The sequence below is a fragment of the Streptomyces sp. NPDC006393 genome (assembly GCF_040628575.1).
Taxonomy (GTDB): Bacteria; Actinomycetota; Actinomycetes; order Streptomycetales; family Streptomycetaceae; genus Streptomyces.
The window spans coordinates 1-11,335 of sequence record NZ_JBEXZD010000171.1 but is presented as its reverse complement, the minus strand read 5'-3'; the positions used below and the strand labels follow the sequence as shown (position 1 = coordinate 11,335).

Here is an 11,335-nt window from a genome sequence, read left to right as displayed (position 1 = left end):
GTTGTGTGGTGTTCGGGGCGGGTGGGGGGTGGGGGGGGCGAGCGGCGGGGGGCGGGGGGGGGGGCCCGCGGCCCGCCCCCCCCCCCCCGCCGCCGCCCCCCCCCCCCCCCACGCCACCACCGGCGATGTCTCCGCCGCGGCGTCCGGCACGTCCGGTACGTCCGGTACGTCCGGCTCCTCGCACGGCGCGACCCTGCACACCCACGTCATCACCTGGTTCGACGCCAACGCCCGCGACCTGCCCTGGCGGCGCGCCGACGCCGGTGCCTGGGGGGTGATGGTCAGCGAGTTCATGCTCCAGCAGACGCCGGTCAACCGCGTCCTGCCCGTCTACGAACAGTGGCTCGAACGCTGGCCGCGCCCCGCCGACCTCGCCAAGGAGGCGCCGGGCGAGGCCGTCCGCGCCTGGGGCCGGCTCGGCTATCCGCGCCGCGCCCTGCGCCTGCACGGCGCCGCGGTCGCCATAACGGAACGGCACGGCGGCGACGTACCCACCGAGCACGCACAGCTGCTCGCCCTGCCCGGCATCGGCGAATACACGGCCGCGGCGGTCGCGTCCTTCGCCTACGGGCAGCGGCACGCCGTGCTGGACACCAACGTCCGCCGGGTCCTGGCCCGCGCGGTCACCGGCGTGCAGTACCCGCCGAACGCCACCACCGCCGCCGAACGGCGCCTGGCCCGCACCCTGCTGCCGGAGGACGAGCGGACCGCGGCCCGTTGGGCCGCCGCCTCCATGGAGCTCGGCGCGCTGGTGTGCACGGCGAAGAACGAGTCGTGCGACCGCTGCCCGATCGCCGGGCACTGCGCGTGGCGGCTGGCGGGCAAGCCGGAGCACGAGGGTCCGCCGCGCCGGGGCCAGACGTACGCCGGCACCGACCGGCAGGTGCGCGGCAAGCTGCTCGCCGTGCTGCGGGAGGCTCATACGGCGGTGCCGCAGGCGGTGCTGGACCGGGTGTGGCACGAGCCGGTCCAGCGAGGCCGGGCCCTGGACGGGCTCGTCGCGGACGGTCTGGTGGAGCCGCTGCCGGGCGGCCTGTACCGGCTGCCGCTGACCTGACGCCACGTCACCGCCCGAACTTGGTGACGGCGGTGGCGTCTTCGGGGGCATCGCGGGCGTCCGTGTCACACATCCGCGCGCCACCCAAGGGTTCAAATCGCCCCACATCAGGACCAATCAGAGCACCTCTTTACCCCGCTCCCGCCTCCGTTACACAACCGACGCACAGCCGAGGGCTAGCCGCAGGCTGCTTCGGACAACGCCGTGACAACCCCTCCGTACCTTCAGTTGCGTGCCCGACGGGCGCCGGGCGGCTGCCGACCACAGCCGGCCCGCACACAGCGTGGGATCCGACAGCAGGCGGGTCGGAAAACGGGGATCGGAGGCGGTTGATCATGGCGCAGGGTGAGGTGCTCGAGTTCGAGGAGTATGTGCGCACCCGGCAGGACGCGCTGCTGCGCAGCGCCCGCCGGCTGGTGCCGGACCCCGTCGACGCCCAGGACCTGCTCCAGACCGCGCTCGTGCGGACGTACGGCCGCTGGGAGGGCATCGCCGACAAGCGGCTCGCGGACGCCTATCTGCGCCGGGTCATGATCAACACGCGTACGGAGTGGTGGCGGGCCCGGAAGCTGGAGGAGGTTCCCACCGAGCAGCTTCCGGACGCCAGCGTCGAGGACTCCACCGAGCAGCACGCCGACCGCGCGCTCCTCATGGACATCATGAAAGTTCTCGCTCCGAAGCAGCGCAGTGTCGTGGTGCTGCGACACTGGGAGCAGATGTCCACGGAGGAGACGGCCGCCGCCCTCGGCATGTCCGCGGGAACGGTCAAGAGCACGCTGCACCGGGCGCTCGCCCGGCTCCGCGAGGAGCTGGAGGCCCGCGATCTGGACGCACGCGCGCTGGAGCGTGAGGAGCGGGAGCGTTGCGCGGCCTGAGCGGTGCGGCCGAGGTCGATCCGAGCGGCGGGGCTGATGCCGGCCCGAGCGCCGGGGCGGGTTCCTGCCCTGGCGACGGGACGGGTCCCGGTCTTGAGCCCGCCCCGGCAAGGGGGACCTTCCAGGCGGTGATCGCGGCGGTGGCCGTGCTCGCCGCCCTCGGCCTTCTGGTGTCCGCCTGCGGCACGGGCGGCACCGGCGCCCGCGACGAGGGGCCGGCCGACGCCAGCTCGGTGGCCGGCGCCCCCTCGCCCAGCCCCTCCGCGAGCCCCGCCGACACCCCCCGGCCGGTGGACCCGGTCCGGCTCGTCAAGGACGACCCGAAGGTCTCGGCCGCCGTCAAGCGCGGCCTCAAGCCGTGCGCGGGCGACCAGTACCCCGTCGACGTGGCGTACGGCAAGCTGACCGGCGGCTCGGTCGACGATATCGTCGTCAACGTGCTGACCTGCGAAGAAGCGGTGGGCGTGGGCTCGTATGTGTACCGCGAGCGCGGCGACGGCTACGAGGACGTCTTCCGGGCCGAGGAGCCGCCGGTCTACGCCGAGATCGACCGCGGCGACCTCGTGGTGACCAAGCAGGTGTACGAGAAGGACGACCCGGTGTCGAACCCCTCCGGCGAGGATGTGATCACCTACCGCTGGACCGGGAGCGCGTTCGCCAAGGAGTTCAGCACGCGCAACGAGTACAGCAAGGCCGTCGGAGGGGCCGCGTCGCCCGTTCCGGCCCCCGACAACTGACGCGAGACAATTCCGGTGGCGTGAACCGGTCGCCTCCGGCGGTCCGGTCCGCCCGCGAACCCCTCGCGAGTGAACGCATCACGCACCGGCCACGTCCACACAGTGGGCGCACCCTCCGAAGCACACAAGGACTGAGAGCAACCGGGATGGCAGAGCAGACCCACGTCCTGTTCGTCGAGGACGACGACGTCATCCGCGAGGCCACACAGCTCGCCCTGGAGCGGGACGGCTTCGCGGTCACCGCCATGCCCGACGGCCTGTCGGGCCTGGAGGCGTTCCGGTCGAGGCGGCCCGACATCGCGCTGCTGGACGTCATGGTCCCCGGCCTGGACGGCGTCAGCCTGTGCCGCCGCATCCGCGACGAGTCGACGGTGCCGGTGATCATGCTGTCGGCGCGGGCGGACTCCATCGACGTCGTACTGGGCCTGGAGGCCGGCGCGGACGACTATGTGACCAAGCCGTTCGACGGCGCCGTCCTGGTCGCCCGGATCCGCGCGGTGCTGCGCCGCTTCGGGCACGCGGGCGGCGACCGCGCCGAGGCCGGCTCCTCCGCGGTGGACGGCGGGATGCTGACCTTCGGCGATCTCGAGGTGGACACCGAGGGGATGGAGGTGCGCCGGGCCGGGCAGCCGGTGGCGCTCACCCCCACCGAGATGCGGCTGCTGCTCGAGTTCTCCGCCGCGCCGGGCACGGTCCTGTCCCGGGACAAGCTCCTGGAGCGCGTGTGGGACTACGGCTGGGGCGGTGACACCCGGGTCGTCGACGTCCATGTGCAGCGGCTGCGCGCGAAGATCGGCCAGGACCGCATCGAGACGGTCCGTGGCTTCGGCTACAAGCTGAAGGCCTGAGCGGGGCGTCATGCGGGGGAACACGCGGCGCCTGCTCCCGGGGCGCCTGGAGCAGGCGGACATCCGTACCGGGCTGAGGTGGAAGCTCAGCGCGGCCATCGCGCTGGTCGGCGCGCTGGTGGCGATCGCGCTCAGCCTGGTGGTGCACAACGCCGCCCGGGTGTCGATGCTGGACAACGCCCGCGACCTGGCCGACCAGCGGCTCCAGTTCGCGCAGAGTCTGTACGACCGCCCGGGCCGGCGGCCGGCCCCCGCCACCTTCAAGATCGACGATCCGACGCTGCCCGCCGCGCTGCGGGAGAAGGTCGAGGACGGCCGGCGGGCCACGTTCGTCACCGACCACCCGGGCGGCGTGCCGGACATCTGGGCGGCCATGCCGATCAAGGGCGGGCACGTGCTCTCCCTGCACACGCACTTCACCGACCGCAGCACGGACATCCTCAAGGACCTCGACCAGGCGCTGGTGATCGGCTCCATCGCGGTCGTGCTGGGTGGCAGCGCACTGGGGGTGCTCATCGGCGGCCAGCTCTCGCGCCGGCTGCGCAAGGCGGCGGCCGCCGCGAACCAGGTGGCCAAGGGCGAGCCGGACGTACGGGTCCGGGACGCCATCGGCGGGGTCGTACGGGACGAGACCGACGATCTCGCGCGCGCCGTGGACGCCATGGCGGACGCGCTTCAGCAGCGGCTGGAGGCGGAGCGGCGGGTCACCGCGGACATCGCGCACGAGCTGCGCACCCCGGTGACCGGGCTGCTGACGGCGGCCGAGCTGCTGCCGCCGGGCCGGCCCACCGAACTGGTCCTGGACCGGGCGAAGGCCATGCGCACGCTGGTGGAGGACGTGCTGGAGGTCGCCCGGCTGGACGGCGCCTCGGAGCGGGCCGAGCTCCAGGACATCGTGCTCGGCGAGTTCGTAGCCCGGCGGGTGGCGGCGAAGGACCCGGACGTCGAGGTGCGGGTGGTGCACGAGTCGGAGGTCACGACGGACCCGCGGCGCCTGGAGCGGGTGCTGTTCAACCTGCTCGCCAACGCCGCCCGGCACGGCAGGCCGCCGATCGAGGTGACCGTGGAGGGCCGGGTCATCCGGGTGCGCGACCACGGACCGGGCTTTCCGGAGGCGCTGCTGGCGGAGGGTCCCAGCCGGTTCCGCACCGGCAGCGCGGACCGCGCGGGGCGCGGCCACGGCCTGGGCCTGACCATCGCCGCCGGCCAGGCCCGGGTACTGGGGGCGCGCCTGACGTTCCGCAACGTACGGCCCGCGGGCGCCCCCGAGCACATTCCGGCCGAGGGCGCGGTCGCGGTCCTGTGGCTGCCGGAGCACGCCCCGACGAACACGGGCAGCTACCCGATGCTGCCGCAGCAGGTGCCCCAGCAGGGGTAGTCCCCGCTAGTCCCCGCCCCAGGGCCGTTCAGCAAGCCGGACAGGCCCTAGCAGGCCCAGTCCTTGTCCATGTCCAGGTCTCCCTCGCGCCGCTGGGTGAAGGAGAACCAGTTGCCGGAGTCGTCGCGGAAGAGGGCCTCGGTGCCGTAGGGGCGCTCCTGCGGCTCCTGGAGGAACTCCACCCCGCGGTCCTTGAGCTTCTTGTAGTCGCCGTGGATGTCGTCGGTGGTCAGGACGCCGGCGCCGAGGGCACCCTTGGCGACCAGCTTCTTGACCATCTCGGCGGACTCGGGGTCCATCGCGGGCGGCCCGGGCACCATGAGGGTCAGCTCGACGTCGGGCTGGTCCGGGGAGCCGACGGTGAGCCAGCGCGCGCCGCCCTCCCCCATGGTCATGTCGGTGCGGACCTCCAGGCCGAGCTTCTGGGTGTAGAACTCCTTGGCGCGGTCCTGGTCGAGGACCCAGACGGTGGTGATGGCGATGCCCTTGATCATGGCGTCTCCGGGGGTTGCGGGATGCTGTTGCGCTGCCACGGTAGGCAGGGCGGCCCTCAGCCCGCTTCTCGGGAATTGCTCTCTTGCTCCGCGTCCGTGCCGGAGCGGAATCCGCCGGCCCAGAGCATGGCGTAGCAGCCGGGGATGAGGGCGGCGCCGCGGCCGACGTGCCGGGCGCGGTACTCGCTCGGGGTGAGTCCGGTCCGCGCCTTGAAGCGGGACGAGAACGTGCCCAGGCTGCTGAAGCCGACCAGGTGGCAGATCTCGGTCACCGTCAGGTTCGCGGTGCGCAGCAGGTCTGTGGCCCGCTCGATGCGGCGGTGGGTGAGGTACTGGCGGGGCGTCTCGCCGTACGTCTCCTTGAAGGCCCGGATGAAGTGGTAGCGCGAGTAGCCGGCGTGGGCCGCCACCGTGTCCAGGTCGAGGTCCGGGTCCGCCCAGTCCCGGTCCATGGCGTCCTTGGCCAGGCGCAGCTGCCGCATCCTGCCCGCCACCGCATCCATACGGCCGATGGTGGCACGGGGCACTGACAACGGCCCGTGAGCGGTGACGCGGAGCTTCAGGGAGCGGGCCCGCGAGGCGTGCCGGGAAGCCCCCGGGGAGCCTGTGGACCGTACGGGGAAGGCCCCCGGCGTGCGCCGGGGGCCTTCGTGCAGGGGATGTCCGCGGAGGCTCAGACGGCTTCCGCGACGCCCGCGGGGGCCGCCGCGTCGCTCGCGGCGTCCTCGCCCTCGGGCTTGGCCTTGGCCGGTCCCGCGCCCTTCAGCGGCACCTCCTTGACGAACACCGCGGCCACCAGGGCGACGATGCCGACCACGGCGCCCAGCAGGAACGCCGAGTGCGTACCGGCGGACACCGCGTGCTGGTAGGCCTCCCGCGCCGCCGCGGGCAGCATCTCCAGGTGCTTGGCGTCCAGCTGCGCGGACTGCTCCGTGATCTTCGAGCCCAGCGCGCCGGCCCGCTCGGACATGACGTCCTGGACCCGGTGGTTGAACAGCGCGCCCATGATCGCCACGCCGAAGGACGAGCCGAGCGTACGGAACAGGGTGGTGGACGAGGAGGCCACGCCCATGTCCTTCATCTGCACGCTGTTCTGCGCGACCAGCATGGTGATCTGCATCAGGCAGCCCATGCCCGCGCCGAGGACGGCCATGTAGAGGCCGGAGGTGAGGCGGGTGGTGTCGGTGTCCATCAGGGACAGCAGGTACAGGCCGGTGACCATCAGCACGCTGCCGACGATCGGGAAGACCTTGTACCGGCCGCTGTTGGTGGTGACCCGGCCCGCGATCATCGACACGACCAGCATCGCGCCCAGCATCGGCAGGAGCAGCAGGCCCGAGTTGGTCGCGGAGGCGCCCTGCACGGACTGCTGGTACAGCGGCAGGAACAGCACCGCGCCGAACATCACGAAGCCGGTGATGAAGCCGATCAGCGACATCAGGCTGAAGTTGAGGCTGCGGAAGATGTGCAGCGGCACGATCGGCTCGGCGGCCCTGGTCTGCCAGAAGACGAATCCGACCAGCGCGGCCACGCCGATCGCGATGAGCTCCATGATCCGGGCGGACGTCCAGGCGTACTCCGTGCCGCCCCAGGTGGTGACGAGCACGATGGAGCTGATGCCCAGGGTCAGCAGGCCGGCGCCCAGGTAGTCGACCCGGGCCTGCGCGCGCTTCTTCGGCAGGTGCAGTACGGCGCTGACCGCCACGAGTGCCACCGCGCCGAGCGGCAGGTTGATGTAGAAGGCCCAGCGCCAGCCCCAGTTGTCGGTGATGGTGCCGCCGACCAGCGGGCCGCCGATCATCGCCAGCGCCATGACGCCGGCCATCATGCCCTGGTACTTGCCGCGCTCCCGGGGCGGGATCAGGTCGCCGATGATGGCCATCACGCCGACCATCAGACCGCCCGCGCCAAGGCCCTGAATGGCGCGGAAGCCGATCAGCTCGCCCATGTTCTGCGCCATGCCGCTCAGCGCGGAGCCGGCCAGGAAGATCACGATCGACGTCATGAAGGCGCCCTTGCGCCCGTACATGTCGCCGAGCTTGCCCCACAGCGGCGTGGCGGCGGCGGTCGCCAGCGTGTAGGCGGTCACCACCCAGGACAGGTGCTGGAGGCCCCCGAGCTCGCCCACGATCGTCGGCATCGCGGTGCCCACGATCATGTTGTCGAGCATCGCGAGCATCATCGCGATCATGAGCGCGAGCAGGACGACCCGCACACTCTTGGGTTGTTTGCCGGCTGGGCCGGTCTCCGTCTCGGATATCGGTGCGTCCGCCATGGTTCCTGTTCCCCCAGCTACCCTTCTGCTACTTACTTGCCGCCCGGCAAGTTACTACACTCTGGAAGGTAGAGGTTTACTAGCCGGGCGTCAAGTAAGTTTCCGCCGACCGGCCGGCAGGTAGTGTCAGGGAGCGCGAGGAGTTCGAAGGATGGGCGGCACGATGGACGGCACGAAGCAGCAGCGCCGCGGAAACACCCGCCAGCGCATCCAGGACGTGGCGCTGGAACTCTTCGCCGAGCAGGGGTACGAGAAGACCTCGCTGCGCGAGATCGCCGAGCGGCTGGACGTGACGAAGGCCGCGCTCTACTACCACTTCAAGACCAAGGAAGAGATCATCGTCAGCCTCTTCGAGGATCTGACGCAGCCGATCCAGGACCTGATCGAGTGGGGCCGGCAGCAGCCGCACACCCTGGAGACCAAGCGGGAGATCATCCGCCGCTACAGCGACGCGCTCGACGGCGCGGCACCGCTGTTCCGTTTCATGCAGGAGAACCAGGCGACGGTCCGGGAACTGCGCATCGGCGACACCTTCAAGAACCGGATGACCGGTCTGCGGGACATCATCATCGACCCGGAGTCGAGCCTGACCGACCAGGTCCGCTGCGTCAGCGCCCTGTTCACGCTGCACGCGGGGATGTTCGTCATGCAGGACATGGAGAGCGACCCGGAGGAGCGGCGCAAGGCCGTCCTCGAGGTCGCCATCGACCTGGTGACGCAGGCCCACCGGAGGACGCACGGGCACTGACGACCCGCAACGGCACACGCCCGGCACAGGACAGCGCACCGCCGCCCCGCTGGTTTCAGCGGGGCGGCGGTGCGTGCGGGTGGGCGTCGGCCGATCGGCCGGTCCGGCCGCGGCCTTCGCGCCGGGCCTCGGGCCTCGGGTCAGGCCCTCGTCCAGGCCTTCGCTCAGACCTTCACGCCGTGGGCGCGCAGGAAGGCGACCGGGTTGACCGCGGAACCGTAGTTCGGGGTCGTACGGATCTCGAAGTGCAGGTGCGGGCCGGTGCTGTTGCCGGTGTTGCCGGACAGGGCTATGTGCTGACCGGTGGCGACGACCTGGCCGACCTTCACGTCGATGCGCGAGAGGTGCGCGTACTGCGAGTACTGGCCGTCGGCGTGCTTGATGACGATGGCGTTGCCGTAGGCGGGGCCGTCGCCGCCACCCCAGGGGCCGGCCTTGACGACGGTGCCGCCGTGCGCGGCGACGACCTCGGTGCCGATCGGCACGGCGAAGTCCTGGCCGCTGTGCTTGTGCGCCCAGTGGCTGCCGCCCTGGTTGAAGCTGGCGCTCAGGGTGTAGTGCTTCACCGGGTCGACCCAGGCGGCGGCCGACTTGGCGACGGTGGCGGTGGGGGCCGCCGCGGTCTCGGCGGCGGACGCTACTCCCGCACCCGCGACGGCCGAGACTCCCAGGCCGGCGGCCAGGACGGCGGCGCGGGTACGGAGCTTGGTCGCACGGGCGGAACGGGACGTGGCGCGCAGGAACATCGAAACCTCAGGGTGTGGGGGACATGAGAACCACCCGGAGGCTCGTGCCTCTGCCGGGCGGACACCACCTTGGTAACCCGCCCGGCCACCCGCCCTCAAACACCCTCACTACGATGCAATGTAGTAATAACCCCCAGTGACCCACATCTCTTGACACCCCTCCCATTTGGGACAAAACACCTGTTAAGACACCATGTAGGGGCATTTTTGGAGGCTGAATGTCCGGTTTATTGGAGCCCGTCCCCCACTATGTCCCGTAGTACCGGACAAAGCGCCTGTGCCCCATGTCACCGGCAGGCGCCCTCAGGGCCCACTTCCCTGTGACCGGCCTCATGTGGCCCCCGTCTCAGCGCGGTTACCGTCCAGTAATCATGCCGTTCCCCTCCCGCCACCCAGAATGGGCATGCTCACAACAAAGAGCTGGGTTACGGACGCGAGAGGACCCTCATGACCACAGGCACCTGGACGCGCCGCATCGGCATGACCGCCGCCGCCACCACCGCCGCCACGGCACTGGCCGCCCCCGTGAGCGCACAGGCCGCGCCCCAGCGCCCGGCCGCCACCACCGCCACCGCCACCGCCACCGCCACGAAGGTCGACTACGCCACCTGGCAGCGGGACTGCCAGGCCGTGATGGACCAGGCCCTGCCGTATCTGCGGCAGCGCATATCGGGCGGCGCGCCGGGCGAGAAGCAGGCCATCGTGCTCGACGTGGACAACACGGCCCTGGAGACCGACTTCGGCTTCAGCTGGCCCCAGCCCGCCAACAAGCCGGTGCTGGCGGTGGCCCGGTACGCCCAGGAGCACGGTGTCTCGCTCTTCTTCGTCACCGCCCGCCCGGGCATCATCAAGGCACCCACCGAGTACAACCTCGAACACGACGGCTACGACGTCGACGGCCTCTCCGTCCGCGGCCTGCTCGACCTGTTCAAGGACGTCGCCGACTACAAGACCGCCCAGCGCGCCGCCATCGAGTCCCGGGGCTACACGATCATCGCCAACATCGGCAACAGTCCCACCGACCTGACCGGCGGCCACGCCGAGAAGACCTTCAAGCTGCCGGACTACGACGGTCAGCTCTCCTGAGGACACGCCTCCTGAGCACACGCCTCCTGAAGGAGCACGGCGAAGACCTGGGGGAGCGCAGCGAAAAGGGGGCTGCCCCGGGACCGAGGTCCCGGGGCAGCCCCCTTCCGGTTCGGGCCGAGCGCGGCGCCTACGCGTCCTTGCTCAGGTTCGGGCCGGCTCCGCCGGCCGCCTGCTCGATCGGCGGGACGTCCGGCAGGGCCGACTTCTCCTCGCCGCGGAAGGTGAAGGTCTGGCTGTCGCCCTCGCCCTCCGTGTCGACGACCACGATGTGACCGGGGCGCAGCTCGCCGAAGAGGATCTTCTCCGACAGCGAGTCCTCGATCTCGCGCTGGATCGTCCGGCGCAGCGGCCGGGCGCCCAGAACGGGGTCGTAGCCCTTCTTGGACAGCAGCTCCTTGGCGGACTGGGAGAGCTCGATGCCCATGTCCCGGTCCTTCAGACGCTCGTCCACCTTGCTGATCATCAGGTCGACGATCCGCAGGATGTCCGCCTGCGTCAGCTGCGGGAAGACCACCACGTCGTCGACGCGGTTGAGGAACTCGGGCCGGAAGTGCTGCTTGAGCTCGTCCTGGACCTTGTTCTTCATGCGCTCGTAGTTGGTCTTCGTGTCACCCGAGGCCGCGAAGCCCAGGTTGAAGCCCTTGGAGATGTCCCGGGTGCCGAGGTTGGTCGTCATGATGATGACCGTGTTCTTGAAGTCCACGACCCGGCCCTGGGAGTCGGTCAGGCGGCCGTCCTCCAGGATCTGCAGCAGCGAGTTGAAGATGTCCGGGTGGGCCTTCTCCACCTCGTCGAACAGGACGACGGAGAACGGCTTGCGGCGCACCTTCTCGGTCAGCTGGCCGCCCTCCTCGTAGCCCACGTAGCCGGGGGGCGAACCGAAGAGACGGGAGACCGTGTGCTTCTCGCTGAACTCCGACATGTCGAGGGAGATCAGCGCGTCCTCGTCGCCGAAGAGGAACTCCGCGAGCGCCTTGGACAGCTCGGTCTTACCGACACCGGACGGGCCGGCGAAGATGAACGAGCCACCGGGGCGCTTGGGGTCCTTCAGACCCGCACGCGTACGGCGGATCGCCTTCGACAGCGCC

The 11,335-nt window shown here is 70.9% G+C and carries 12 protein-coding genes; 7 read left to right on the top strand and 5 right to left on the bottom strand.

All coding sequences use genetic code 11. The annotated features are described in order from the left end of the window. Positions 1–193: 193 nt before the first annotated feature. The 5 genes from ABZ484_RS37180 (at position 194) to cseC (ending at position 4,895) form a co-directional block, all read left to right on the top strand. Positions 194–1,057 (top strand): A/G-specific adenine glycosylase, encoded by an 864-nt coding sequence (locus ABZ484_RS37180; protein ID WP_358870375.1) that lies wholly within the window; start codon positions 194–196, stop codon positions 1,055–1,057. 335 nt (positions 1,058–1,392) lie between these two features. Beyond that, positions 1,393–1,932 (top strand): SigE family RNA polymerase sigma factor, encoded by a 540-nt coding sequence (locus ABZ484_RS37175; protein ID WP_030177423.1) that lies wholly within the window; start codon positions 1,393–1,395, stop codon positions 1,930–1,932. Positions 1,933–2,060: 128 nt separating this feature from the next. Then, the gene (locus tag ABZ484_RS37170) at positions 2,061–2,669 is read left to right on the top strand and encodes a hypothetical protein (RefSeq protein ID WP_358870373.1); all 609 of its coding nucleotides are present in this window, start codon (positions 2,061–2,063) and stop codon (positions 2,667–2,669) included. A 146-nt stretch (positions 2,670–2,815) separates the two neighbouring features. Further along, complete coding sequence (gene cseB / locus ABZ484_RS37165) at positions 2,816–3,517, top strand: two-component system response regulator CseB (RefSeq protein WP_358870372.1); 702 nt, start codon at positions 2,816–2,818, stop codon at positions 3,515–3,517. A 10-nt stretch (positions 3,518–3,527) separates the two neighbouring features. After that, positions 3,528–4,895 (top strand): two-component system sensor histidine kinase CseC, encoded by a 1,368-nt coding sequence (cseC, locus tag ABZ484_RS37160; protein ID WP_358870371.1) that lies wholly within the window; start codon positions 3,528–3,530, stop codon positions 4,893–4,895. A 47-nt stretch (positions 4,896–4,942) separates the two neighbouring features. On the opposite strand, the gene ABZ484_RS37155 is transcribed toward cseC, so the two are convergent. The 3 genes from ABZ484_RS37155 to ABZ484_RS37145 all read right to left on the bottom strand — a co-directional run bounded on the left by ABZ484_RS37155 (position 4,943) and on the right by ABZ484_RS37145 (position 7,664). Then, entirely contained in the window at positions 4,943–5,389 is a 447-nt protein-coding gene (locus tag ABZ484_RS37155) for a VOC family protein (protein ID WP_358870370.1), read from the bottom strand. Between the two features lie 56 nt (positions 5,390–5,445). Continuing rightward, entirely contained in the window at positions 5,446–5,871 is a 426-nt protein-coding gene (locus ABZ484_RS37150; protein WP_358870374.1) for a helix-turn-helix transcriptional regulator, read from the bottom strand. Between the two features lie 191 nt (positions 5,872–6,062). Continuing rightward, entirely contained in the window at positions 6,063–7,664 is a 1,602-nt protein-coding gene (locus ABZ484_RS37145; RefSeq protein WP_358870369.1) for an MDR family MFS transporter, read from the bottom strand. A gap of 151 nt (positions 7,665–7,815) precedes the next feature. Here ABZ484_RS37145 and ABZ484_RS37140 point away from each other — a divergent pair, with 151 nt between their 5' ends. After that, positions 7,816–8,412, top strand: coding sequence for a TetR/AcrR family transcriptional regulator (locus ABZ484_RS37140; protein ID WP_358870368.1), 597 nt, complete (start codon positions 7,816–7,818; stop codon positions 8,410–8,412). A gap of 164 nt (positions 8,413–8,576) precedes the next feature. Here the strand turns inward: ABZ484_RS37140 and ABZ484_RS37135 are convergent, their stop codons facing one another. Further along, on the bottom strand, positions 8,577–9,158 hold the full coding sequence (locus ABZ484_RS37135) for a M23 family metallopeptidase (protein ID WP_358870367.1): 582 nt from the start codon (positions 9,156–9,158) through the stop codon (positions 8,577–8,579). Between the two features lie 447 nt (positions 9,159–9,605). On the opposite strand from ABZ484_RS37135, the gene ABZ484_RS37130 reads away from it, so the two are divergent. Beyond that, entirely contained in the window at positions 9,606–10,244 is a 639-nt protein-coding gene (locus tag ABZ484_RS37130; protein WP_358870366.1) for an HAD family acid phosphatase, read from the top strand. A 130-nt stretch (positions 10,245–10,374) separates the two neighbouring features. Here ABZ484_RS37130 and ABZ484_RS37125 read toward each other — a convergent pair. Continuing rightward, positions 10,375–11,335 (bottom strand): AAA family ATPase (locus ABZ484_RS37125; RefSeq protein ID WP_358870365.1); only part of this gene is annotated, 961 nt, incomplete at its 5' end.

Coding starts and splice junctions, on each gene's coding strand:
- cseC (WP_358870371.1), top strand. CDS start 3,528: ATGCGGGGGAACACGCGGCGCCTGCTCCCGGGGCGCCTGGAGCAGGCG.
- ABZ484_RS37150 (WP_358870374.1), bottom strand. CDS start 5,871: ATGCGGCAGCTGCGCCTGGCCAAGGACGCCATGGACCGGGACTGGGCG.
- cseB (WP_358870372.1), top strand. CDS start 2,816: ATGGCAGAGCAGACCCACGTCCTGTTCGTCGAGGACGACGACGTCATC.
- ABZ484_RS37175 (WP_030177423.1), top strand. CDS start 1,393: ATGGCGCAGGGTGAGGTGCTCGAGTTCGAGGAGTATGTGCGCACCCGG.
- ABZ484_RS37130 (WP_358870366.1), top strand. CDS start 9,606: ATGACCACAGGCACCTGGACGCGCCGCATCGGCATGACCGCCGCCGCC.
- ABZ484_RS37145 (WP_358870369.1), bottom strand. CDS start 7,664: ATGGCGGACGCACCGATATCCGAGACGGAGACCGGCCCAGCCGGCAAA.
- ABZ484_RS37140 (WP_358870368.1), top strand. CDS start 7,816: ATGGGCGGCACGATGGACGGCACGAAGCAGCAGCGCCGCGGAAACACC.
- ABZ484_RS37155 (WP_358870370.1), bottom strand. CDS start 5,389: ATGATCAAGGGCATCGCCATCACCACCGTCTGGGTCCTCGACCAGGAC.
- ABZ484_RS37135 (WP_358870367.1), bottom strand. CDS start 9,158: ATGTTCCTGCGCGCCACGTCCCGTTCCGCCCGTGCGACCAAGCTCCGT.